This window comes from Candidatus Dormiibacterota bacterium (assembly GCA_035544955.1).
Classification (GTDB): Bacteria; Chloroflexota; Dormibacteria; order CF-121; family CF-121; genus CF-13.
The window spans coordinates 156854-180331 of sequence record DASZZN010000009.1 but is presented as its reverse complement, the minus strand read 5'-3'; the positions used below and the strand labels follow the sequence as shown (position 1 = coordinate 180331).

Here is a 23478-nt window from a genome sequence, read left to right as displayed (position 1 = left end):
GCCGTCTACACTCTGCGGCCCCGCTCTCGAACGATCAGGCCCAAGCCCGCGACGCAATACCCGGCGATCAGCACCAGCATCAAGGGAAGAGCGTTCTGCGGACCATCGCCGGTGGTCGCGAGCGCGGGTGCCGGGGATGGTGTGGGGCTGGCCGTGGGTGTCGGTGTGGGTGTCGGTGTGGGTGTCGGTGTGGGGCTGGCCGTGGGTGTTGGCGTGGGTGTCGGTGTGGGGCTGGCTGTCGGGCCCGGCACGGTGACTTCGCTGCAGTCGGTCGGCGCCGTGATCTGATTGTGGATCAACGTCACTTGGCCGGTCTGTGCCAGAGCTCGGCCCTGGATGCTTGCTCCGTCCTTAAGGCTGATATCTGAAAGCGCCATGATGGTTCCAACAAAGGTGGTCGTCGTGTCAAGGGTTGCCGAACTGCTGACCTGCCAGAAGACGTTGCAGGGCTGAGCCCCCTCCGTGAGGTGTACGGTTGCGCCGGGTCCGGTGACGAGGGTACTCCCGATCTGGAAGATGAAGACCCCATTGCCGCTGAGCGTGAGCGTCCCGGTTAGCGTCGGCGCCGTGGTCTGACAGTAGGTGCCAGGCGTGAGAGTTTGGGTCCCGAGATTCTTGCCAGTCTCATTGAAATTGCAGGGGGACGAAGCTGCGACGCCATACGCCGTAGTCAGGTCATTCTTGGCCTGTATCGCCAGCGCGTCGGTACCAGTGTGCTGCGTCCCGTGAAGGGTTCCATCCGGGGGGCCGGTCATACCCGTGACGGCGGTGCCGGGACTCACCCCGAGATCGCCCGTAATCACCGTCAGGCCGGTGTTGGTGACCGTTGTGCCCGCCAGCACCGCGAAACTTTTGGCCTTCCCGAGGTCTGGGGCCGTGGACGCCAGCGCCGCCATCGACCATGCGAAGAGGACCAACGCTGAGACGGAGATAAGCGAGGCCATCAGGGGCCTTGTCAGCCGAGTCATTGCCGTGCACCTCCTAGAATCCTTCCCGCCAAGAAACGTGCGAAGCTCTTCGCTCAACTCAGGGGCGGATCAGAATCCCGACTCCAGTGAGAGGGGCGCGAGATGGGCCGGTGAGTCCATTTTCACTCTGCGCTCAACATTGGCGTTCTGTCAAGTCACCGAGCTCAGCATTGGTTGGCAGCGCAGTTGGACATCCCTCCGAGGCTTCGGACGATCGCCGCTGACCTCAGCCAGGGAATTTCGGCTGGTCTGCGTCGACTCCTCTCTTAGGTGCTGGCCCCAACGAGCTTCATCCCCATCTCTTCGGCGGCGATCCGCTGCCGGGCGTCGAAGGATACGAAGCGATTGATCCTTGCGACCATCGCTGTGGCGACGTGAATGGCGTCTAACGATCTGACGCTGGCCGGACGCACCTCGATCGCCCGGAGCCGGATTTCGGGAGTGAGGTCCACAATTTCGCAGTGATCCAGTAGCTCGCGAGCTGCCGCCTGGACCGCAGCGGGGGCTGCCCGCCGGCCCAAGGCGCGACCGATCTCGACCTCACTTACCGACGAGGTCACCATTGGCCGCTGGTCGGCACGAGCAAGCCGGGCCGCGTATCGATGATGCCTGTCACCCGGGGCGAGGAGCGCAACCAACACCGACGAGTCAACGTAGAGCGCTTCGAGCGATTCCTTCTTACTCACCGGTCTGTGTCACGCTGCTCCTGCAGAGCGTCCATGAGTCCGAGCTCAGGCAGCGTCCCAAGCTCCTTGATGACCTCGTCGAGCCGACCTGGCTTGGCGGGGCGCACCGCGCCGGCTTGGCGCAGACGCTCGAGGCCCTCTGTACGAGGCGGCGGAGCAAGGATCGCGACGACGCGGCCATGATCGGTGATCTCCTCAGCCACCCCGGATGCGGCCACCCGCCGTACTACCCGTGATGCATTGCGTTGTAACGCACTAATTGGTGTCGACATATGCGTATTGTAGCACGACCGGGCGCTGGACGCTGCTCGCCAGCCAGCGATTCGACAGCTTTGCGCCGATCCGCCCGCGCCGGTCGTCGGAACGTGCTCGATGGGCCTGCGGCCACAGGCTGGCGCGGTGGGAGACGCCTCCGGGCCTGTCCACGGCACGGATCGACTGAGCGTTATCGACGCGTCGATCATGCCCAACGTGCCCTCGGGCTTCACGCACATCCCCACGATCATGATTGCCGAGCGTCTCTCGGAACTGACTGGCTCGCTTCTCTAGGAGATCACCCATCGCCCGAGCGCTCCGTGGTCGCGGTCGAATCGCCGCCAACTTGACCGGTTACTGGATTCCGAGGGAGCTGGGTCAATTGGTCAGGGTTAGCAACTGAAGTTGCCAATGTGATCGGAGAACTAGCGCAAGCTATCGAACGGCTTCCCGCGCAAACTTCAGGACCTGGGCGACGGGCCGGAATGGACCGTCGTCCGTTTGCAAGCTCGGTCGATGCTCTCCTGAGAGGCCACTAGCTGCAAACGCCGGCAGGCGAGGCCCGTTGGCTGTAAAGCTCATTGATGGAACCGTTGGCCCACAGAAAAACGCCCGAGGAGCTGCCAAACCAGATCCCATTAGCATCCCGCCTGGCAACGGTGGGATAGAGTAGGCCGTTGGTTTCGGAAGCAGGCGTGGCAACCAAAAGCTGGGCCTGGTTTCGCCCCGTCACCAGCCAAACGTCCGTCTCGGCAGCCGTATATACGGACACGATCGGCTGGGTCCCGGCAACGGTAAGCAAACTCATCTGGCTGCCCGCTTTCGTAAACCAGGGCTCCTGGGGTCCGCCGTTCAGGTCATGGCGGAGAAGCCGATCAGGCGGCGAATTCGGATTGCTGGGATCGCCCGTAACTGCCCAGGCCGCCCCGCCACCCAAGCCCGACCAGGTCACGGCCCCTACACGTTCAGGATTTGGCGTCGGCAGCGGAACGACTTGCTGCAGCGAACCAGCGGACGGATCGAGTAGCCATAGGCCACCCGCTTCGCCGCAGCCCTCAGCGCAGGGATGAGTGAGATAGATTCCCTCGCGCCGCCATCCGACGACTGCGAGCAGCTGACCGCTGTACACGATGCGGTCGGCGCCGGTCTTGATGGCGACTACGTGAATGTGGGATCCACTGGGAACGATCGGTCCCTGCGCGTCGGGCGGCACAATGCCCTGCGCATAGGCATAACTGGCTCCGTCCGGCGATACGGCCGTGGTGTCGACCGGGAGCCAGCGACCGTGGCCCGGGTCGTAGCTGAGAGTGCTGCCGGAATTCGGTCCGTGCAACACCGGCGAGGCCTCGGTGCGGAAGGTGTTTGTCGCGCCGTCGAAGGTTAGCTTGCTGGCAGGATCGGATGTGAAAGCAGCGCCCGGGAAGGCCACGAAACCGCCAACCTGGTCGATAGCCACCGGTAACCTGCAATTGGGGTTGCCCGGCGAGGGACTAGCCGTCTCTGGCGTCGTGGTGGCCGCGGCGGTGGCGGTAACGGTGGCACTAGGTTGACTGGCCGAGTGCGAGGGATGCGATGCAGCCGCCAGATGGGCTTTGCTACCACATGCCGCGAGCATCAACGGCAAGATAGCAGCCGGGATCAGCCGCCTCACGCGAAGGGTAACGCCAACTGCAGCAACCGGGTTACGCACTCGGAGCCGCCGAAGCATTCATCGACCCACGGTTTCGGCCGCTTGCAGTTGTCGTCCTGTCGCCGGAACCGCAGGCGGGGCTTCTCCAGTCGACGTCTGGGCCCATGACGCCACTCGCAACATGCTCCGTCATGCGACATCTGAGCGTCGTAATCGCGGTTGAGCGAGGTCCTCACGAGATCTTCCCGTATTGAAGGCGATGGCTGGGTCAATTGGTCCGGTTTGGCAACTCTGGTGACAGACGTAGATGGCGCACTCATGGCGGTCATTAACCGCCTCGCGGTGCTTATGCCTCTTCAGCCGAACCGCACGAAACGGTGAGACGCGGTCGCTTATGGGACCGATTTCCTCGGTCTCACGAGCGGGCAGGATATCGATGGCCTCGAAACCAAACCCCTAGTTGATTCGTTAAGCAGGCAGTGAAGCGGGTAATCGTCGTCTCGCTCCTTGGGCTGTCCGTCCTAACGAGCGGCTGCGGCGCCCAGACGGCGTCACCTCCCGCAAAAACGCAAGGCCCTAGCCTGACGGCGCCTGGCTCGAGTCCCACGCCGACTACAAGTCAGGTACAGATCACGCCGCTCGCCGTGATCATCAGTGGCTTAGACATGTACCCGACGCCACCAAGCTACACCGTTTCGTTGGTGGACCTCACCGGCAAAACTATCCGGACGGCGACTGCGGCAAACCGGAGTTGGTCCGAGATCCATTTCACCGACGATGGCTACGGACATCCGACGTCCCTCCCACAAGTGAGCGCGTCCAACAATCGCGTCTATTATTTGGACGGAGAATCAGCCGTCCGCTTCGTGGCGCTCAGCGGATCGGCTGGACTTGCACATACGCTGCCGGCCGGAACACTGACTCACGCGGCGTTTGCGGTTAGTCCTGACGATCAACGCATTGCCGTGACCGTCGTTGATTACCCGAGCGTCTCAATGGGGAGCATCCATACGCGACTATATGTCGAGGACTTATTAGGTGGTGGCCACCACGTTGACCTCTTCGAATCGCGGAGCGCGGTCGAGTGGCCGATTGGCTGGCACGCTGGTCAGCTTGTCATCGGCGTAGCCGGCGGTCCATATGGCCAGAACCCGTGCGACATCTGCGCCTATCGGGCTTACGAATATCACGTCGCCGACGCGACCACTGCAACGCGGCTCGCTACCATTTGCTCCGGGCCTTCGGGTGCAGTCTCCTTTGGGCTCCCGACTCCAGCAGGGATCGAATGCGAGGTGCACTACGGCGACAGCCACCATCAGTCGCTGCTCGAGAGCTGGGATGGAAGTAGCCGTACTATCCCAAGCGACGTCTGTGGAGTTGGCGGTCCGGTATCCCCAGATGGCCGGCAAATCGCCACTGTTTTTCGTCACCAGCAGCCAGATGGTGGCTGCGGCGGTGGAGAATCCATCACTCTCGTCGACCTGTCGGGGAAACGGGTATCCACGAACGTCGGGGGTACTGCACAGGGTTGGGTAGATTCGAGGCATTTGGTTTTTCAGACACCACAAGGAAAACTGGCTCTCTTTGACACTTCGAGTGGGGCCGTCAGTCCAATGGATACGCCGGGCGCCATGGTCGGGGTGTTACCCGGAAACCTGGGCTGAGGTTTGATTACCGCAAGCTTGCTGGTGTCGCCCATTGGCGGTTAGGGGCAGAGCTGGGTCAACTGGTCAGAGTTAGCAACTCGGTTGGCCCGCCTCTGCCACCGGGTCGAACCGTCCGTGAACCGTCTCGTCCGGCTATTCTTGAGCGCCAAGATGCGACCGATACCGATGTGCCGAAAGGCAGATAGCAGTCGCGCGAATTCCCTTGGGCGATCCCACGGAGGCGGAAGCACCACGTGGGCGCCCCGGTAGCCCCCGCACCCAGTTCCGTCCGTCGCATCGCATTCTTCCTCTGGGCTACCGTCCTGTCACTGGCGTTTGGAATCGGTTTCTTCGGGCTAACCGTGCTCGTGATCGGGTGGTTCGAAAAACCCTTCGGGGTGTCCACCCCGGTCAGCGAGCTCAGTCATGGCGCGCTCGCCGGGATCATCATTACTGTAGGGTTGCTGGTCCAGCTGCGGTCGCCCGCACGCAGGATCGCTGGGGTGCAGCAGGCCGTCCTCGGGATTCTTGCCTTCCTTATCACGGCGCTGATCGGTAGTCGGCAAGAGCCCCTGCAGGCGTCGCTACTCTTCCTGGCCGCGGTGGCGATCCTGGTTGTTCTCCACCCAGCCCGCCGAGAATTCTTCAAGCGGGGGGCTGGTCCTACCGCCTCGCTGGCTGCAGTCTGCATAGTCGGGGCCGTCCCGGCTGTTGCCTACGCCATAAACATGCTTGCGCAGGCGCGTCAGTTCGTCGGCCCGCCTCACCATGCCGACCGTTTCGCGGAGATGGCGGCCGCCGCTATTGCCATCGTGCTGGTTGGCATGCTCGCTTGCTTGAAAACAAAGGGCTGGAGGATTTCGGCTTGGAGCGCCGGAGCGGCATCAATCTTCGTCGGCGCGGCATCAGTCGTGTTCCCCGACGCCCCCGGAGCCGTGGGCCAAGTCTGGGGGACGCTAGCGGTGGGCGCAGGCATCCTATTTCTCGTTCTTGCTGAGTTGGAGACCATTCGCAGCGCCGGCAAGTCTGGTTGAAGGCGATGGCTGGGTCAATTGGTCAGGTTTGGCAACTCTAATGGCCGCTGTCACTCAAGAGGTCGTCGGCGCCCTGCATCGCCTCCTGGTTCCTTGCGTCGTCGACCCTCAAGCTTGCGGTGGTGAAGGCCTAAGCCATACCCGAGCACCGAAGGGCGAGTCCAGACCAGCGCCCGTTCGTGTCATTAATTCCTGTGAGACCCTTACAGACGGTGCACAATCCAGCTCAACTCCCTAGCTTTCACCTCTTGGCCAATGCCGTCGACATCGGCGAGACACTCTTGGAGTGGGCGGATGAATCAATGGGCGTGTATGGAGGCCATTTCTTACCTAATGATCGATACGCCGAGTTCAAGCCAATCATCAGGCTGTACGCCGAGGCGGTGTCCTGGAGCGGCGAAGCAGCCACGGATCAGGCGAAGCTCACAGAGTACAGACGGCGGGTCAGTTCCCTTGGCCTCACGCTCGTAGGCCCAGACGCTCAGCCCATAACTGGGGCGCAAATAACCATTACAGACCTGATCGAAGAGATCAATGAGGCCGAGGTCGAGGTTTTTATGGACTATCCGGGGCTGCTTGATCGATACCGAGAGGGCCGTCGGGTGTTCTGACCGGGGCGAAGCTGCGCGCCTACCGTTTCATCGCGCCGGCCAGTTGCACCCCCATGGTATCCGTGGCTGGCTGAAGGCGATTGGCTGGGTCAATTGGTCGGAATTAGCAACTCTCTTGGGGAGCGTTGACGCCAGCCTTCGTCTGTTACTGAGGCGGCTTCCGCTTGATAGCAATGCCATCATGCGCCTACGCCGCCGGACAACCAAGAGTGAGCCACGTATCCTTAATAGCCAACCGGCGTGCCATCCGCCATCGCGATGAAGGGAGAGGCAAGAGAGGAGATCAGAAGCATGGGTAACCCTGTAGTTCATTTCGAAATCCGCGCGCGGGACTTGACGCGCCAGAAATCGTTCTATTCCGCGCTCTTCGCTTGGGAGCTGGGCCCCGAGAGCGAGCTCTTGAATTACTCGATGATCGATACCAACCCTGAGCACCGCTACGCGACGCCAGGCGCCGGGATCCCGGGCGGAATCATGCCGTCGCCGTCAGGTTCGCCCGGGCTGACGTTCTATGTCCAGGTTGACAACCTCGAAGCCGCCCTCGCACGAGCGCGTTCGCTCGGAGCTTCGACGGTGGTGCCCCCGACGAAGCTTCCAGCTGCGGCCGCCCGGTTTGCCGTCATAAGCGACTTAGAGGGGAATGAGCTCGGACTGCTCGGTGTCTGAATTAGCTGGGCGAGCGCTGCGAGAAGGGAGGAGATAGGCACCCGCCGTCGCGGGGAGCCACGCGGCTGGACGCATGTCCGTTGACAATGGGATTGACGGTGCGGACTGGCCTGGAGCGGGGACCATATTTCGACCGAGCTGCCTCGAAAATGGTTCCCTGGAAAATGTAAACCAGATTCGTGACGCGGCGTCGCTCATGCGACGCAGGTAAGTCGAAGGCGATGCCTGGGTCAATTGGTCAGATTTGGCAACTCGCTTAGCCCATCTGGGCCGTGATTTCGCCGCCGGACTGAATCGTCTTCTCACAGCAACAGGGCCAGCTAACGGCGGGCCGAAGGCGGGGCTCCACGGCGCCCTATGCTGGTCGCCGGTGGATCCGACCACGTCAGCATGATCCAGACGGTTTGCGGTCCGATCGAGCCGGAGACGCTCGGGGTCACCCTTGGGCATGAGCACCTCCTGATCGATCTGCGTGGGCTGTGGAACGAACCCGCGACCGACGAGCGCCGGGCCCTGGCACAGACGCCGGTCACGGTGCAGTCGCGGGCGACCTGGGTCCAGAACCCCTATGAGTCGCGCGACAACCTACTCATCGACGACGAGGACGCGGCGGCCGAGGAGCTGCGCGCCTTCGGGCAAGCCGGCGGGCACAGCGTGATCGACATGACGGTCGACGGCCTCGATCCAAAGCCAGAGGCGTTGCGGCGCATCTCGCAGCGCAGTGCCGTCCAGATCGTTGTGGGGACTGGCGTCTACCGGGCGTTCGCGCATCCGCCCTGGGTCGCCGGAATGACCGTCGACGAGCTTGCGGCCCGCTTCGTTGGGGCGATCCTGGTCGGCATCAACGGGACCAGCGTGCGCGCCGGCCTGCTAGGCGAGCTGGGCACCTCCTCACCCATCCTGCCCGAGGAGGTCAAGGTACTGCGCGCTGCGGCCCGCGCGCATTTTAAGACCGGGGTGTCGATCAATGTCCATCCCGCGATCTTCCATCGCGAAGGCCCACGTATCCTCGACATCCTGCAGGCGGAGGGCGTCGATCTTCGGCGGGTGGCGCTGAGCCACATGGACGAGCAGCTCGACTACGATTACCACTGCTCGCTGGCGGTCCGCGGCGCCTGGCTCAGCTTCGACACGCTGGGCTCGGAAGAGGTCTTCGGGCCGGATTCAAAAGAGCCGACCGACGACCAGCGGCTCGATGCGCTCCTCCGGCTGCTCGAAGCCGGGTGGTCAGCCCAGATTCTCCTCTCGCAGGATGTCTGCACCAAACTCCAGCTTATCCGCTTCGGCGGCAACGGGTACTCTCACGTGTTGAAGGCGATCGTTCCCCGGCTCCGGGCCGCCGGCGTGAAGCAGGACACGATTTCCAAATTACTTGTCGACAACCCGCGCCGCTACCTGACCGGCAGGCCGTAGGGGCGGCCTGCCTATATCTCGGTTCTGCAACGGCAGACTGTACCTTCACCTCGCCGGCAGACGCCGAGGTCGGTTGAAGGCGAAGGCTGGGTCAATTGGTCAGAGTTCGCAACTCTGTTAGCCGAGGTCACCGAAGCAGTCGCTGTCTCTCTGCATCGTCTCCTGGGCGTTGACGTCAGCTCAGAATGACCACGCCCAATGAGATCGCATACCTTTGGGCCAGCCTTTAGACAACGATCAGCGACGGCCTCTCAATCCAGCTACGATTCAGCTTCGGGAGATGATGACTTTGCCTAACATGGAGCTACTCGCGCGTGAAGAGGCTGTTCAGACGCGAACAGATTTGGCCGCTTTTGTCCATGCGCTTCGAGACGATCTGCGCGTGTCGGAAGACGATTGGGAAAATCCGACGCTCGACCGCTACCTGGAGGCGCTGGCGGCATGGATTCACGACATGCCAGGCTTTTTCAAGAACCAGCATATCGAGGAGCCCCGTGAGCCGTCATGGGGCCTGGTGGCTAAGATCCTTCACGCTGCGAAGACCTATGAGTGAACAGATGCCGCCGAGAGAAGGCGGTTCGTCCGTGGCCTGGCTTGAGGCTCGGGTCGTCCGCGGCGTCGAGGAACCGATAGTGGACAATGGCTGGGTCAACTGGTCAGGGTTAGCAACTCTCATCGCTGAGGTAGACGAGCTTCCGAGGAGGCTAATCGGGAGCCTTCTCGGCACCATTCCATTCTTAGAGAAGCCCGATCTATGATCCAAAGCAGGACTTAGGACCCGGCTCCGGCGGAGACCGGAGAATACGGTATTTTCAGCGAGATGCCGCGACCGGAATCTCAGTCGCTCGAAGTGTGTACCCGGGCATTGCGCCGTCGGTCTCTCCCGGTCCTCAGGGAGGGATTGATCGCATACCTACGTTCCTGCGAGCCTGTCCTCGACGACCGTGACGTCATGGTCGGCCTTGCTCCTTTCCATGACTGCGTTAGGCGTCTCGGCGGCGATCCCGCCGCCGTCTTCGATGAGGTGGCCACCAGTCTGGGTCCCGAGCTTGCTGAGATTGCGCGGACATTTGGCGGCCGATCAGATGTGACCCCCCGGGCCTTCGGCTATGCGGTCGAGCTCCAGGCGGATGGACCCAAATACCGACGGGGACCAGTCGGCTCCGACTAGCTTCCTCGGTGAGGTTGCTCTACGTAGCGAAGCAAGATAGGCGTGAGTGCGCTTGAAGGCGATGGCTGGGCTGACTGGTCAGGTCTGGCAACGCTTGCGTCTGATTTCGGGGGCCTCCCTGGCCGCATTGGCTGCGCGCTTTCTTGTCGAAGCGGCCGCCGCATACGGCCAGACTAGAAACCTACGCGGGAGATCTGCCATGAGCCCCGACTAAAGCTTCGCCTCAGTCGCCGAGCTCGTGCAGCGCGAATCGAGGCCTCTACCCCCCGCCTGCACTAAAAGCGGCCGACAGAACGGCCATGAACACTACCGGCCAGCCGACCGTCAGACCAATCGAGAGGCCGAGACCAGCGGTGGCCATTAGCGTGGCCACCTGATCATGTTCTTTCCGCCGAGCCATAATGCCCAGCACGATCGCCGTGCCGGCCGCAACCAACCACACCACAAAGCTCAGGCCGAGGAAATCGACGGCGTCGAGCCGGCCAGAAAACAGCGCAAAGAAATACAGCGCGGGAGCCAGGCAGATCAGTCCGCCGACAAGACTTTGGGCCGAAAGCCTACGGTCCAATTGCGCCTGCCGCCGCACGAAGGACCAGATCGCGATACCGAGCAGCAGCGCTCCGAGGATGAGACTGCCCCAGCCGACAAGACCCGTCGCAGGTCCGAATGGCGGTAGAAATTCCTGATCGGTGACGTATCGTTCACCGCCCCCCGCAGGGTTGAGCGCGGTAAACGCCACGAGCCGGTGAGGGGTGCTTTCGATCTTGACCTGGTCGCCACGAGCCAGGGGCGGCGTATTCGGTTTCATGGCGCCGGTAAACGACCATGACTCGGTCCAGTTTGCTGTTCGGCTCACGCTGAGTACATGCTCACAGGAGTCACAGTTCCACGAAAAGCTGTCCACCGAGGCTACGTAGGCGTCGACTGGTCCCCTGAAGAACACAACACCGAGCACAAGCAGGACCGCACCGGCGACGCCGGCAATGCCCGGCCCCCAGCCCTCAGGGAGTCGCATCGGCACCGGGCTTCCGTGTTTCGTGTTCTTTAAAAGCCAGAGCCGTGCCACCAAGCAGCACCACCGTGCCCAAGGCGATCATGTAAAAACCGATGTCGAAGCTGAACGAGATGATATCTGTGGTCTCCGGTAAGCCGATCGCGTTGACGGCGAGAAGGACAGATACAAGGCAGACCAGCGCGACGAAGAGCATGGTGACTTTAAGGCCGGTGCCTCCGCGGCCCCTTAGATAGGCCGCGGCAAAGACCGCCATCGCAGCCGCGATGATCAGCAGGGTTGTGCCGGCGAGATGGATACCTGATTGGGTCGAGGTTTGGCCACCCTGTTCAACCGTTCGTTGCCACGGCAGAAACATTCCGACACCAATAAGGCATGCACCCACTAGCAGCGACGCCCCAATCCGGCCTCGGCTCAAGAACTGTGCGACTCCTTTCCGAGAGGCTTCCGTGGAGATTCGTTCGCCCGCCGCCTCTTGCAGTGGCCCCACGCAGCTATCAACGCATTCTTGTGGTGGAAAGTATCGCTGGCCGTCGGCTTGGTCTGATTCTGATGAATCGTGAACGGAAGGTTGTCGAAGGCGTTGCCCCCTCTCGTGAGAGGACCGTGCTCTCTGCCGGAGGCCGAAATGCCGTAAACGAAAGTCGAAGTCAGAGCCTGACAGGTAGGCCCCTGTGGTTAGGGGCCATTTGCGCCCACTTTTGATTGAAGGCGATGGTTGGGTCAACTCGTCGGGGTTGGCAAAGTCACTGGCCGCACTTAGTGGCGAACCCCCCTAAATGATCCGGCCGTTCCAGCTAGCGGCTAACTTTCATGTGCCCCGAGCCGTCGCCACGTGCTTCGCGACGGCCACCGGAAACGCGGGCGGTAGCATTGCCGTCGCTCAGGCGATAACTAGCGAACTCTTAACCGCTTCACACCCTCCGAGCACTTGGGTTTTGTCTGCCGGAATCCACTGGCAATTGAGGAACAGTTCGGTCTTGTCTTGGAAGAGAATGTAGGCATCAAGGTCCACCTTGGTGGTCCCGCTCATGGCACCCGTAATGTGGTACGCGAACCCTACGGCTCCGCCTACTGTCACCCGTTCCTGGCTGCTTATCGATTCGGCAGTCGGCCAGAACTGAGTCTTGCCGTGGTCAATCTCAACGCTCGCCTTCGCAAGCTCCGACTCCGTCATCGGCTGAGGCAAGGGATGAACCCCTACGAAAATGTTGTCCTTGTCGGATGGGAGGTCAGTCGGACCAAGCCACGTTTGGTGTTCGATCGCTGAATTCGGTTGATCTTGATGACCTAAGACCGGCTCGAAACCCTTTGGGACGACGTAGGAGTACGGGGCGCCTGAAGGCGCAATCCGCTCCGGGCGAGGGCTCTGTGCGACTCCACTAGCGCCCGACGTGCAGCTGGTGAGGCCCACGGCCCCCACCAGCGCGATGACACTGGCCCTCAGTCGTATGCGTGAGATGCGCGCCCTTTCCTGGCCATTGAATTCTCGAACCAAATCCTGCCGCTCACAGGTTTGTGTGATCCAACCACCCACGACGGACGGGCGCCGGCACAAACGGCTAACCATCAGTCTGGCTCTGTGTCGCTCAAGTTCGGCACCTCAACCACTTCAAACGCTCCCCCACCGACAGAAGTATCGGTGTTCTTAGGTCTGGGCGGCTCCGGCGTACGTCGTGCCTCGCGACGATTGGCCTGCTGCCGTAGTGCCGAGTGTGCTCTACGCGTTCCGGTGTCAACTCTTACGGACACGGGTTTGGAGGACTGGAGTCCGCAGCCGTGCAGACCCAGATTGTCACCACACCGTAGAGGTCCTGAGAGGAGACGACGATCGTTCCGACGTAGTTGGTAGCACTCTTCCGCTGGAAATACATGCCCTTCAGGGTGCTGCCGGAGGCCACGCGTGCATCTACGGCCTCCCAATCGCCGTCGTTCAGATGCCGCCGATAGAACGCAACCACCATCGCCTGGCTGTCGACGGTTAGCCACTTGCCAACAAACGTCGTGCCGGGGCTTGACTCGATCAAGCTCAAGCTCGCTGGATGGTACAAAGGAAAGTCCCCTGGGAAGTTCTGGGGCAGTGGAGCCCCAGAACCTGAGGAAGCATCGGATCGCTCTAGTAGCCCCTGAAAAACGGACCCTCCAACGACCAGAACTACCGCCACTCCGACGAGCGCGCCGACAACCAAGAGCAGAACGCGAAGCCGGGTACGCTTCCTAGGCCTGCGAGCAGGAGTTACCGGCTCCGGCTGCCCGTCGATCCCAGCGATGTCGCATCCCTCCTTAGGCGTCAACGGCGTCGGCGCACCAGCGCCCTAGCGGCTGCAGCATACTCGGGTCGGCTGTCGACAAAGGACGCATGATCGGACCGAAGGGATCTATCTGCGGAAGCTCCCCTACGAGGGCATCTCTCCTCCCGGTCTCTGGCTCCTGGACCCCATAACAGGCGCGGTCCAGCTGGTTGCCCGCGATAGTGCCCTCGGATCGCCTCAGGCGGGCGCCGTGTGGGTGAACGCCGTTGATCCCGCCGATGGGAGCGCCCTGCGTGACTCCTATTCGGGGACGCTTCTTCCCGACGAGGTGATGCGGCAAGACCTCAAGTCAGGCGCGACGGTCGTCTGGTTCTACCGGCCTGGCCACAGCGTCCACCTTCTCGGCCTGGACCAAAGCGGCCACCCGTTTGTCCTGGTCGCCTCCGGGCAATCGTCCGCCGATTCCGTGGAGCTGTGGTTGGTGTTAACTCCGGGTTCAGGTCAACGGGTCTCATCGAGTCCTGACGGCTTTGACTTATCGGCGCTCGTGGGATACGGGCATGCGGTCTGGTTCAGCGGCGGGTTCAGCGGCTCAAGAGGCGTCTTCGTTTATACGCCCGCCGGTGGCTTCCAGAAGATTCCCGGACTCACTGGTCAGGTCGCTGGACAATGTTCGTAAGATCAGACCGTCGCCTGTCATACACCTCGAGTTATTCAGGGGGCTGAAGGCCCTCAGCTTGAAGGCAATGGCTGGGTCAGTTGGTCAGGTTTGGCAACTCTCCTGGCGGATGTTGATGGCCGAATCACCCAGGCGCTCAATCGAGGAAGATCCCTCCTCGCGTAACCTCGTCTCATCGCCCGCTGTTATGTCAACATGAAGCGCATCGTCGCGTCGGCGTGCCTCGCCCTTGCCGCGTGCGGTCAAGCCAGCAATTCCCCCACAGCCTCAAGTACGTCTGATCACGTAGCGACAACTCCGACGCCGTCCAGCTCGCCACGTGAGGTCCTTTTTGCTGCAAGCCTGGGACAGCCATGCGGTCTCAACTGCACGAGCACCGTCGCCATCCTCGGCCTGGACGGTCGCATTCGCGCGCAAGCCACGTTCTCGCCACCACCAACGCCGGCGCTCGGATGTGAGGGCAGTTTCGTCGCCGCCACGGCACAGGTCGCTGCGGGGAGTGTCTACTACCTGGACGCGAATAGGGCAGTTCATCGACTCAGCGCTACTGGCCACAACCAGATCGTGGCAAGATTTCCCGTTCTCACCAGCCAGGAACTCACCTGGTTCGCCGTCAGTCCCGATGGGACGAAGCTGATTGCCTCAGTCATCGCCTGGCCGCCCCTGGTTTCGCCGACGATAGATCCGTCGCAGGGCTGTCCCCAGCACGTCCCTGGGGACGTACGGGAAGAATTGGAGCTGGCGACGGCGGGCGGGTCAACGACGACCATCTGGGCCAAGACCCTGTCAGGCGGAGTGAAGGGACCGCCGGCCGCTCTCCTGGCGGTCGCCGGCTGGGATGGCATCGGGCCTGTGGCAACCACTGACACACACATGGCTTATATCGGCTACGTGGAAGGTACGGTATGGCTCGGCCCGGCCGCGCACCTCGATATGCAAGGACAGGTCGGCAGCGCGATTGGGGGCTCCGATTGCAATCCGTCTTTTGGGGATCTTCCCGACGGTTGGCTGGTCTGCTACGACCCCAAACATCCAACCGTCAGAGATGCCAGTGGGCACACTCTCTGGAGCCTAAAGCCCTTAGATCCGAACGATAGCTTTACCTACGGTGAAATTGCGCTGTCACCAGACGCATCGCACGTAGCCTTCAACCTGGACAGCAACTGCTGCTACGTCTTTGACTCCAGCGTGATCCGGAGCCGCGATGGTGTGCGAATCGGGCTGGGTGCGAAGTTCCAGCCTCAAGGGTGGCTCGATGCGGCAACCGTCATCGGCCAAAAAGGCAGCGTTAAGCCGACCTGCTCGGGTTGCCCACCGAGCTTTGTGTCGGGCGGTTTGGCGCTCATTCGCGTAACAAACCCAACGAACATCATCGACCTTGGCCTTAACGGCAGCTTTCTCGGGTTGGTACAGGGCTCTTCTGGCTAGATTCTCGGCGCTGGCGAGCGGCCCGACTTGAAGGCGATGGCTGGGCCAACTGGTCAGAGTTGGCAACTTTGCTTGCCGACGTGGGCGAAGCTTTCGCGTCTGCGTTGCGTCGAATTTTATTGAACCGGTCTTAACGCGTTAGGGGTTGGCAAGCGCTAGGCGCGTGACGACGATGGCCAGGGCAATGCCAAGTGCGACTTGCGGGACAAGCACCCACGGGGTGGGCGTGGTCAGACGAGAAACGGCCTGGGCGTACGCACCGCCCGGCTGCTTCGTCAGTGCTAGGTTGCGCCCTGCAGAGATTGCGATTGCTGCTCGACACATGTGAATGATGAAGCCGACGACCGAGATTGCCATCGGGGCGGCGGCGACTATTAGCGGCCACGTCTTGGAGGAGCGATCCCATGACTTTATCGCATAGCCAACGAACAGCAACGCCGCTCCGGTGCCAGCCCAGGCCGGCATCCATGCGCCCATTGCCATGGTCTCGATCCAACCATTCTCGATAAGTGTCAGGGCCAGAGTCTGGTCGGCCGGCGGGGAGCTACGCAGACCCACCATTGAGCGCAAAAAGCGACGCGCCGTCCAGGATGTGTCTAACACGTGACAACGGCCCGCCGGCGGAAAGCGATGGCGCCTTCAGTTAGTCCAATAGTAGAGTGCTCTGAGCCGCGTAGCGTGGTTGGTCGCACACTCGTGAAACGTGTCTTGGCCGAGCAATCCAGCGCAGCTTGTGTTGACCCAGGTAAGCAGCCGTGGGCGTAACGCAGCGCCGGCAGCCCAACGCTTGAAGGCGATGGCTGGATCAATTGGTCAGGTTTGGCAACGCTCGCTCATGAAGTTGGTCCTGCGATCGCCCTAAGACTTGAGCGGCTTCTCGGGACTCATCGGCTGCGGACTCGACGAATAGGTCGTTGACCGGATTGCTGCCGACGGCTACGATCTGTTGACTCACGAACAGCGGCCGGCTACCTCACCGACCGCGGTCGAGACCATTTGGGACTTTGCATCGGGCGTGTACAAGAAGACTCCCTTCTTGGTCCCAAACCAGAGTCCGTGGTTATCTGCCAGCGGAGTACCAAAGCCGACAAAATCAGGAGAATTCGAACCAGGGCCGGCATAGATCTGCTTCCCGATTTCGGGACCGGTAACCAGCCAGAGCTCCTCGGACGTTGACGTTCCGGCGTCCGTTGGCGAGCCCACGGTCACGATTGGATGCCCCAGGCCGTCGACGCCGATGGCACGGACCTCCTTACCCGGCCGCCGAAACCAGGGCCTCGCGATGCGACTCTTGAGATCAATCACCACGAGGCGGTCCTTGAAGAAGGCCCGAGCCATCGGATTGGTCATGCTCGGAGGGGCCTGGTCGCCGGGCGCTAAGTCGCTATACCAGGCCGCGCCTCCGGCGACGTAGTCAACGGTGAAATCCTGCGAAGTAATAGGGGTCAGGGAGCGAGCTTGCGGGTCCAGCCGCCACAGGCCCGAGTTCGGTGCGTCCGCGTAGCCGATGGCAAAAAGGTAAATACCCTCCGGCTCGTAGTCGATCACCCCATAGAAGCCGTGGTCGTAGACAACCCGGTCGGCCGCCGAAGCCACATCCACGACGTGAATCCGGCTCCGCGGACCATTGGCGTCGTTATAGGACTCGGCGTAGGCATAGTGGGCGCTGTCAGGCGAGACCGCGGCGACACCGGCAGGTAGCCACCGGCCGAATCGACGTGTGAAGGTGGCAACCCCAGGGCCGCCGTATAGATATGGCTTCACCACCGACTTCACCAGTCCGTTGGTCCCCGGGCCCTCGAAAGCACCGTTGGGATCGAGTGTGAAGGCGGCGCCCGGAAACGTAACAAAGCCGGCCTTTAGCGTCCCACTCGAATAGTCGGCTGATTGCTCGAAATCCGCGAGCGGCAGCCTGCACGCGAGACTTCCTGGCGAGTTGCCCGCGGTGGCCGCAGTGGCTGATGAGGAGGGCGCGGATGGACTGGCGGCCTGGGTGGCGGCTGGGCCAGATTTAACCCCCGGGCCACAGGCCGAAACGACTACCAGTCCGACGAGGAGCAACCGCTTCACACCGCTAAGAACGGCTGGGGTAGGCAGGCCGTTACGAGCACCTAGCGAGGACTCTTGCTGAAGGCGATGGCTGGGGCGGTAGGATTCGAACCTACGTGTGGCGGATCCAAAGTCCGCTGCCTTACCACTTGGCGACGCCCCAATGGTTGCGGTTCGCCCCAAGTATAGGGTCGCTCCGTTTCATCTAAGCGAAGAACGGGCCGGAGCGAGTCGGCCCGTTCATGAACGCCCCTGGCAGGGTTAACGCGGCATCGACGTGGTGATGCTGTGCCACAGCTCGTGAACCTGCTGCCCCAGCAACGTTAGGGCACCGATCACCACGAGCCCGATCAGCATCAGGATCAGGCCATACTCGGTATAGCCTTGTCCACGCTTGAGCTTCTCCACAGCGGCCCCATCGTAGAAGCGCCAGGGAACCCGCCGATCCCCCGAATGGCGGGTTTCGCTACGCATTGCTCAGGCCGCCGGCTCCTGTGGAATCCGTATCCAGCCTTCGCGAATGCCGCGTGAAACCGCCTCCAGCTTCGAATGTACGTTGAGCTTCGACAGGATGTTCTGTACGTGCGTGCGGACAGTGTTGGGCGACATCTTCAGGGTTTTCGCGACGGATTCGTTGTCGTGGCCCAACGAGAGCTCGCGCAACACTTCGAGCTCCCGCGGCGTGAGTGGCGTCGCCGGTCCCGGTTCATCCTTCTTTTGTAGGCCGCGCAAGAGGCGGGCCAGCATATAGGGCGCGATCAATGCCTCGCCGCGCGCCGCGCTGCGTACCGCCTGTACCACTTGCGCCGCGGTTTCGTGCTTGCTGAGGTAGCCGGTGACGCCAGCCTGAATGGCCGACTGCAGGACCGACTCTTCTTCGTCGCTCGTCAGGATCACGACCTGGGTCTGGGGCCGGCCCTTCTTGATGGCGGCGGCCGCCTCGATCCCCGAGCCGTCGGGCATGTGCACGTCGAGCAGCACGACGTCTGGCCCGAGCGCCTGGGCCGCGCGGATCGCCTCCTGCACCGTCCCGCCCTTCCCGACCACTTCGATGTCGCCCTCCGTTCGGAGGATGGTAGCTAGGGCGTCGGCGAAGACGGCGTGGTCGTCGACGATGAGGACCCGGATGGCTTCCACAGGGGTAGAACGAAGCTAAAGGCCGAGCCCTTGCCCCATTGGCTCTCGACCGCCATGTGGCCGCCGTGCGCCTCGATGATCGACCGGGTGATAAAGAGGCCCAACCCGGACCCACCGATGTTCATCGCGCGCTTGTCGAACAGGCGAGTGAACTTGTTGAAGAGCTTGGGAATGTCCTCGTCCCGGATGCCGATCCCCTCGTCATGGACGGAAACCTTGGCCTCGCCATCTTTGGTGGGGGCCACGATCACGGCGATGTTGCCGCCGCGAGGCGAGTACTTGACGGCGTTGTTCAACAGATTCAGGAGCGCCTGCTGCAACCGCCGGCGGTCGCCGCGGACGACCAGGCCCGGCTCGACGCGCACCCGCATTGGATAGCGACGCGGGTCAACCGGAAAGAGATCGACCACCTCCTTGACGAAGTCGGCGAGGTCGAGCCGCTCGAAGTGATAGCTGAACTGGTTGTTCTCGATCCGGTTGACGGCGGCGAAGTCCTGCACCAGATCGGTCAAACTGGCGGCGCTCCGATGAATCCCGTCGACGAGCGCGCTCCGTGTTTCCTGGTCGAGACGGTGCTGCTGGGTCAGCAGGGTTTCCGCCTGAGTCTTGATACTGGCTAGTGGTGTCTGCAGCTCGTGCGCCACCATCGAGACGAAATCCGAGCGGACCTGGTCAATCTCCTCCAACCGCTCGACCCGTTCTTTCTCCAACGCCTCGCGGCGGCGGGTCTCATCGAGCTGAGTGGCGCGCTCGATCGCGGTGCGCAACGCGCGGTCGAGCCGGCTTCGCACATCACCGACCAGCAGGCCGGCGACCAGGGCGACGAAGAGGAACAGGAACACGCGGCCGACGACGAAGCCGGGCGGTGGCGACACCGTGGCGAACCCGGTGAGCCCTCCAATCACCGTATACAGCACCGACACGACGATCGCTGTGGCGAGCGCGCCCGGTAACCCGAGCCGAACGGCCGAGGCGATGATCAGCAGATAGAACAGCAGGGAGAAATCGGTCGGCGCGCCGTAGCCACCGGAGAAATAGAGGATGCTGGTCGCCACGAGGAGGTCGATCCCCGTGGTGAGAAAGCCAAACCAGCGCCCGGGTTTGTAGCCGCGAACGAGGACGACTGACACCACTAGGTTGACCAGGCCCCAGGCCAAGAGGATGGTGTCGACGATGACCACCGAGGCCTGCGAGTTCCGGTTGCCGAAGTGGTTGAGGATGACGGCAGCGGCCAGCACCACCCATCGGCCGACCACGGTGATGCGCTCGGCGCTGGCCAAAATGGCGGACTGGCTGTCGCGGACCACGACCGAGTAGTCGCCATTTGTGAGCTCGGCGTCCGCCACGGCCGTATAACGCGCTCCCGGCTCCGCTCCAGCGTCAGACGTGCGCGATAATCCTATGGATCGCTCACCATGGGGATGGTTTGACCGCAAGGGGGATCGGCTTCGACGCCCGCCTGATCGGGGCGCTTGGCATTGGGCGCTATATTAGCGGGCTGCTTCCGCAACTGGCCCGCCTCCTCGGCGACCGCCTGACAGTCGTCGCAAACCGCCAGGATGCCGCAATCGTCCGGTCGCTGATCGGCGGATCGTCCCACTTGATGACCGTCAACGCCCAGCCCTATCGCCTCGCGGAGCAGTCGTTATTGCCGCTCACCCTGATCCGGGCCGACCTGGCCCTGATCCATTTCCCCCACTACAACCTGCCGCTGATCAAGCCCGGTCACTTCGTGGTCACGGTGCACGATCTCTTTCCCTTTCAGTTTCCCGAGATCCACTCCGGCGCCTTGCCCCGAGGTGTGAACCAGATGTTGATGCGCAACGCGGTCCGGCGCGCCGAGCGGATCATCACGCCATCCAGGGCTACGGCCCTCGCGGTGAAGCAAAGTTTTCCGCGTTCGGCCGACCGGGTGCTGTCGATCCCCGAAGCAGCCGACGATCGCTTCACCAGCCGGCGCAATCCGGAGGCCGAGGCGGCCTGGCAGATGCGCCTCGGGATCCGCCCGCCGTACGTGTTCTACCTCGGTCAATGGAAGGCTTACAAGAACCTACCGGTCCTGCTCGAGGCCTTCGCCCGCGTCCGCCGTACCCACCCCAACGCTCAACTGGTCATCGCCGGCGACGACCCACGCCATCCTGAAGTCCGAGAGCGCGCGGCCGCGCTCCCCGAGGGATCGGCCGTCTTGCCCGGTCGCCTCCCGGAAAGCGCCGTTCCCGACCTTTACCGCGGCGCGGCGATGGTGGTGCTGCCCTCCCGCGCCGAAGGCTTTGGCCTGCCGGTGATCGAAGCGATGGCCTGCGGGGTCCCGGTGATCTGCAGCGATCTGCCGGTCCTCCGTGAGATCGCCGACGGTGTGGCGGTCTTTTGCGACCCGAACGACCCGGCCGCCTTCGCCGAGGCCATCGACGCGATGCTCGACGCCCCCGCAAACGCCGGCCGCCGGCAGCTGGGCATCGAGCGGGCGCGCACCTTTACCTGGGAGCGGGCCGCGCAGCAGACGGTCGAGGCCTACGAGATGGCGCTCGGGGTTCGGCTAGTAGGCCCGGCGCTGGAAGAATACCCGGGCCGCCGTCAGGATGAGGATCTTCAGGTCGAGCGCTAGCGACCAGTTCTCCACGTAATAGATGTCATACATGGCCCGATCCCCGAAGGCTTCGCCGCCGCGCAAATCGTTGACCTGCGCCCACCCCGTCAGGCCGGGCCGCACCTGGTGGCGCTCCAGGTAGCGCGGGATCTCTTCGCTAAAGCGCTCCACCAGGAAGATCGGCATCGGGCGCGGCCCGACCAGGCTCATGTCGCCCTTGAGGATGTTGAAGAGCTGGGGCAGCTCGTCCAGGCTGAGCCGGCGCAGCACCCGCCCCACCGGCGTACAGCGATCGTCGTCCGGGGTCGCCACGACCGGCCCGGTGTGCGCCTCGGCATCCGGGATCATCGACCGGAACTTGTAGACCGTGAACCGCTTGTCGTGCAGCCCCACCCGAGGCTGGCGGAACAGGATCGGACCCTGTGGGGAGGTGATCTTGATCGCCGCCGCGATGATCAGCATGATCGGGCTGGCGATCAGCAATCCGAATGCGCTGATGATCATATCGATCGCGCGCTTGACGGCCGCCGTGATCCCACGAAGCCGGCTGTGGCGGATGCCGATCAGTGGCAACCCATCGATGGCGTCTGCAGCGGCTCGTGTGCTCATGACCTCGAGGAGGTCCGGCACCAATTTGAACTCCACGCGGAGATCGTCACAGGTGTTGATCAGGTGAACCAGCTGCTCGCTCGTGGCGTTCGCAACGGCCAGAAAGACCTGGTCGACGTTGAGTTGCGATACCCAGTAACGCAAGTCCCTGGTCGGTCCAACCACGCGAGCTCCCGCGTAGGTCGAACCCGCCTCGAGGGAATCGTCGAGGACGGCGGCGACGTGGAACCCGTATTGCGGGAACATCGTCATCCGCTGGATGAGGAGCTGGCTGCCGGTGCCTGTCCCCACCATGAGCACGTGTTCCGTTCCAATTCCCTGACGGCGCAGCCGCGTCTCGTACTGTCGAAGCACGTACCGCTCGAGTGTCATGAGAATGGCGCAGAGCGCGAGGCTATAAACCAGCGTGAGACGTGAATACTCGAGGCCCGTGTTGGTGATGGAGATGGCCGCGAGCATCAGCACCGCGGCCAGCGCAATGCCGCTATACAGGGAAAGAAGCTGGTCGACCAGGGTGCGACCCCGCCAGGACCGGTACTGGCGGTTGACGGCCAGGGAAATGGCAATAATGGCGATGACGACCGGCACCGCAACGAGGTACGGCCCGAAGGCCAGCTCCTGGCCGTTGGTGGGATTGATTCGGTCGAGGTGGAAGCGATACCAGTAGGCGGCAAGGACTGAAAGTCCGGCGATAATCGAATCGCCGATGAAGAGGGCAACTGGTAGCCAATCAGGGGAAAGGACCGAGCGAGCAGCTGGTCGGACCGTTGATTCCGTGGGCATCTCGGTCTGGTCCGTAGCTAGCGGCTTTCCATTTTCAGCGACGCCCACCGTTTGATGACCTTCGGGGGCCGTATCGGCCACGATTGAAGGGTAGCAGTCGCCGAGGGGCTCGAGCTAGGCTGCTCCCATCAGTTTCCTGACCATCGCCTGGTGGGCTGCCATCTCCACGCTGTCATCAAGCTCCGGTAGAGCTTGCGAGCGGCGCCGCAAGGCTCGAGCGATAAGAAGATCGGCGAGGTGCGGGTTCTTGGGGAGCAAAGACCCGTGCAGGTAGGTGCCGAAGACGTTTCCCGAGACCACCCCCTCGAAGCCGTCTTCGCCGTTGTTGCCCGCCCCGCGCAGCACGCGGCCGAGCGGCTGCTGCCGGGCGCCAAGGTACGTCTTGCCGCTGTGGTTTTCGAAGCCCACCAGCGTCGGCGGCGTCAGCCCCAGACCGCTGGTCTCGATCACGATGTTGCCGATATTCCGCTTCGGGCCCGGCACGGTGTGCAGGTCGACAAGGCCGAGCCCGGGCAGTTTCTTGCCGTCGGCGGTCACGTAGGACTCCCCGAGCAGTTGGTACCCGCCGCAGACCGCCAGCACCACGGCGCCGCCGTCGATCGCTTCGCGGATGACCGCCACTTTGTGCTCGGCCGCGTCGTGAAACACCAACTCCTGGTCCCGGTCCTGGCCGCCGCCCCAGAAGATCAAGTCGATGTCCGAGAGGTCGGGGGACGGCCCTCGCCCGACAGCGCCGACGGTGACCGCAATACCCCGCCACTCAGCCCGCTTCGTCAGCGTCAGGATGTTGCCGCGATCGCCGTAGATGTTCATCTCGTCCGCGTACAGGTGGGCGATGCGCAGCGTTGGCTCACTCACAACG

The 23478-nt window shown here is 62.7% G+C and carries 25 protein-coding genes and 1 tRNA gene; 10 read left to right on the top strand and 16 right to left on the bottom strand.

Features of this window, described 5'->3' with window-relative positions; genetic code table 11:
- Window positions 1–5: 5 nt before the first annotated feature.
- The 3 genes from VHK65_03385 to VHK65_03375 all read right to left on the bottom strand — a co-directional run bounded on the left by VHK65_03385 (window position 6) and on the right by VHK65_03375 (window position 1857).
- Window positions 6–944 (bottom strand): ice-binding family protein, encoded by a 939-nt coding sequence (locus VHK65_03385; GenBank protein ID HVS05190.1) that lies wholly within the window; start codon window positions 942–944, stop codon window positions 6–8.
- Window positions 945–1234: 290 nt separating this feature from the next.
- The gene (locus VHK65_03380; protein ID HVS05189.1) at window positions 1235–1654 is read right to left on the bottom strand and encodes a type II toxin-antitoxin system VapC family toxin; all 420 of its coding nucleotides are present in this window, start codon (window positions 1652–1654) and stop codon (window positions 1235–1237) included.
- Window positions 1651–1857, bottom strand: a complete 207-nt coding sequence (locus tag VHK65_03375) for a hypothetical protein (protein HVS05188.1) — start codon at window positions 1855–1857, stop codon at window positions 1651–1653. The genes VHK65_03380 and VHK65_03375 overlap by 4 nt, the downstream gene beginning before the upstream one ends.
- 94 nt (window positions 1858–1951) lie before the next feature.
- Here VHK65_03375 and VHK65_03370 point away from each other — a divergent pair, with 94 nt between their 5' ends.
- Window positions 1952–2203: a GMC oxidoreductase gene (locus VHK65_03370; GenBank protein ID HVS05187.1), complete on the top strand. Its 252-nt coding sequence runs from the start codon at window positions 1952–1954 to the stop codon at window positions 2201–2203.
- Window positions 2204–2444: 241 nt separating this feature from the next.
- Here the strand turns inward: VHK65_03370 and VHK65_03365 are convergent, their stop codons facing one another.
- Entirely contained in the window at window positions 2445–3365 is a 921-nt protein-coding gene (locus VHK65_03365; protein HVS05186.1) for a hypothetical protein, read from the bottom strand.
- Window positions 3366–4183: 818 nt separating this feature from the next.
- On the opposite strand from VHK65_03365, the gene VHK65_03360 reads away from it, so the two are divergent.
- The 6 genes from VHK65_03360 to VHK65_03335 all read left to right on the top strand — a co-directional run bounded on the left by VHK65_03360 (window position 4184) and on the right by VHK65_03335 (window position 9462).
- Complete coding sequence (locus tag VHK65_03360; GenBank protein HVS05185.1) at window positions 4184–5203, top strand: hypothetical protein; 1020 nt, start codon at window positions 4184–4186, stop codon at window positions 5201–5203.
- A gap of 236 nt (window positions 5204–5439) precedes the next feature.
- A complete protein-coding gene (locus VHK65_03355) occupies window positions 5440–6219 on the top strand; it encodes a hypothetical protein (GenBank protein HVS05184.1) in 780 nt (259 codons plus the stop codon).
- A gap of 248 nt (window positions 6220–6467) precedes the next feature.
- The gene (locus tag VHK65_03350; protein HVS05183.1) at window positions 6468–6830 is read left to right on the top strand and encodes a hypothetical protein; all 363 of its coding nucleotides are present in this window, start codon (window positions 6468–6470) and stop codon (window positions 6828–6830) included.
- A gap of 291 nt (window positions 6831–7121) precedes the next feature.
- Window positions 7122–7496: a VOC family protein gene (locus VHK65_03345; GenBank protein HVS05182.1), complete on the top strand. Its 375-nt coding sequence runs from the start codon at window positions 7122–7124 to the stop codon at window positions 7494–7496.
- Between the two features lie 390 nt (window positions 7497–7886).
- Window positions 7887–8909, top strand: coding sequence for a phosphotriesterase-related protein (locus tag VHK65_03340; protein HVS05181.1), 1023 nt, complete (start codon window positions 7887–7889; stop codon window positions 8907–8909).
- A 298-nt stretch (window positions 8910–9207) separates the two neighbouring features.
- Complete coding sequence (locus VHK65_03335) at window positions 9208–9462, top strand: hypothetical protein (protein ID HVS05180.1); 255 nt, start codon at window positions 9208–9210, stop codon at window positions 9460–9462.
- 877 nt (window positions 9463–10339) lie between these two features.
- Here the strand turns inward: VHK65_03335 and VHK65_03330 are convergent.
- From VHK65_03330 to VHK65_03315, 4 genes are all read right to left on the bottom strand, one after another.
- Complete coding sequence (locus VHK65_03330) at window positions 10340–11101, bottom strand: hypothetical protein (GenBank protein HVS05179.1); 762 nt, start codon at window positions 11099–11101, stop codon at window positions 10340–10342.
- On the bottom strand, window positions 11082–11450 hold the full coding sequence (locus tag VHK65_03325) for a hypothetical protein (GenBank protein HVS05178.1): 369 nt from the start codon (window positions 11448–11450) through the stop codon (window positions 11082–11084). Before VHK65_03325 ends, VHK65_03330 begins: the two co-directional genes overlap by 20 nt.
- A 525-nt stretch (window positions 11451–11975) precedes the next feature.
- Window positions 11976–12281 (bottom strand): hypothetical protein, encoded by a 306-nt coding sequence (locus VHK65_03320; protein HVS05177.1) that lies wholly within the window; start codon window positions 12279–12281, stop codon window positions 11976–11978.
- 553 nt (window positions 12282–12834) lie between these two features.
- Window positions 12835–13125, bottom strand: coding sequence for a hypothetical protein (locus VHK65_03315; GenBank protein ID HVS05176.1), 291 nt, complete (start codon window positions 13123–13125; stop codon window positions 12835–12837).
- Window positions 13126–13594: 469 nt separating this feature from the next.
- Between VHK65_03315 and VHK65_03310 the strand changes: the two genes are divergently transcribed.
- Together VHK65_03310 and VHK65_03305 are read left to right on the top strand one after the other, a co-directional pair.
- Entirely contained in the window at window positions 13595–14023 is a 429-nt protein-coding gene (locus tag VHK65_03310; GenBank protein HVS05175.1) for a hypothetical protein, read from the top strand.
- 732 nt (window positions 14024–14755) lie between these two features.
- Window positions 14756–15451 carry a hypothetical protein gene (locus VHK65_03305; GenBank protein ID HVS05174.1) on the top strand — a complete coding sequence of 232 codons (696 nt, stop codon included), beginning with the start codon at window positions 14756–14758 and terminating at the stop codon, window positions 15449–15451.
- A 138-nt stretch (window positions 15452–15589) separates the two neighbouring features.
- On the opposite strand, the gene VHK65_03300 is transcribed toward VHK65_03305, so the two are convergent.
- From VHK65_03300 to VHK65_03275, 6 genes are all read right to left on the bottom strand, one after another.
- The gene (locus VHK65_03300) at window positions 15590–15934 is read right to left on the bottom strand and encodes a hypothetical protein (protein HVS05173.1); all 345 of its coding nucleotides are present in this window, start codon (window positions 15932–15934) and stop codon (window positions 15590–15592) included.
- Window positions 15935–16402: 468 nt separating this feature from the next.
- Window positions 16403–17521 (bottom strand): hypothetical protein, encoded by a 1119-nt coding sequence (locus tag VHK65_03295; GenBank protein ID HVS05172.1) that lies wholly within the window; start codon window positions 17519–17521, stop codon window positions 16403–16405.
- A gap of 67 nt (window positions 17522–17588) precedes the next feature.
- Window positions 17589–17663: transfer RNA gene (locus VHK65_03290), tRNA-Gln, on the bottom strand.
- A 98-nt stretch (window positions 17664–17761) separates the two neighbouring features.
- On the bottom strand, window positions 17762–17974 hold the full coding sequence (locus VHK65_03285; protein ID HVS05171.1) for a Flp family type IVb pilin: 213 nt from the start codon (window positions 17972–17974) through the stop codon (window positions 17762–17764).
- Window positions 17975–17977: 3 nt separating this feature from the next.
- Entirely contained in the window at window positions 17978–18637 is a 660-nt protein-coding gene (locus VHK65_03280) for a response regulator transcription factor (GenBank protein HVS05170.1), read from the bottom strand.
- Window positions 18580–19983, bottom strand: coding sequence for a HAMP domain-containing sensor histidine kinase (locus tag VHK65_03275; GenBank protein ID HVS05169.1), 1404 nt, complete (start codon window positions 19981–19983; stop codon window positions 18580–18582). The genes VHK65_03280 and VHK65_03275 overlap by 58 nt, the downstream gene beginning before the upstream one ends.
- Window positions 19984–20063: 80 nt before the next feature.
- Between VHK65_03275 and VHK65_03270 the strand changes: the two genes are divergently transcribed.
- Window positions 20064–21242, top strand: a complete 1179-nt coding sequence (locus VHK65_03270) for a glycosyltransferase family 1 protein (GenBank protein HVS05168.1) — start codon at window positions 20064–20066, stop codon at window positions 21240–21242.
- Here the strand turns inward: VHK65_03270 and VHK65_03265 are convergent.
- Both VHK65_03265 and VHK65_03260 read right to left on the bottom strand, forming a co-directional pair.
- The gene (locus VHK65_03265; protein ID HVS05167.1) at window positions 21174–22697 is read right to left on the bottom strand and encodes an undecaprenyl-phosphate glucose phosphotransferase; all 1524 of its coding nucleotides are present in this window, start codon (window positions 22695–22697) and stop codon (window positions 21174–21176) included. The genes VHK65_03270 and VHK65_03265 overlap by 69 nt on opposite strands.
- Before the next feature lie 33 nt (window positions 22698–22730).
- Window positions 22731–23474 (bottom strand): glutamine amidotransferase, encoded by a 744-nt coding sequence (locus tag VHK65_03260; GenBank protein ID HVS05166.1) that lies wholly within the window; start codon window positions 23472–23474, stop codon window positions 22731–22733.
- Window positions 23475–23478: the final 4 nt, after the last annotated feature.

Excerpts from the sequence above, each read along its gene's own strand:
- VHK65_03385 (HVS05190.1), bottom strand. The coding sequence starts at position 944 with ATGGCCTCGCTTATCTCCGTCTCAGCGTTGGTCCTCTTCGCATGGTCG.
- VHK65_03345 (HVS05182.1), top strand. The coding sequence starts at position 7,122 with ATGGGTAACCCTGTAGTTCATTTCGAAATCCGCGCGCGGGACTTGACG.
- VHK65_03340 (HVS05181.1), top strand. The coding sequence starts at position 7,887 with ATGATCCAGACGGTTTGCGGTCCGATCGAGCCGGAGACGCTCGGGGTC.
- VHK65_03335 (HVS05180.1), top strand. The coding sequence starts at position 9,208 with ATGGAGCTACTCGCGCGTGAAGAGGCTGTTCAGACGCGAACAGATTTG.
- VHK65_03325 (HVS05178.1), bottom strand. The coding sequence starts at position 11,450 with ATGTTTCTGCCGTGGCAACGAACGGTTGAACAGGGTGGCCAAACCTCG.
- VHK65_03300 (HVS05173.1), bottom strand. The coding sequence starts at position 15,934 with ATGGCAATGGGCGCATGGATGCCGGCCTGGGCTGGCACCGGAGCGGCG.
- VHK65_03285 (HVS05171.1), bottom strand. The coding sequence starts at position 17,974 with ATGCGTAGCGAAACCCGCCATTCGGGGGATCGGCGGGTTCCCTGGCGC.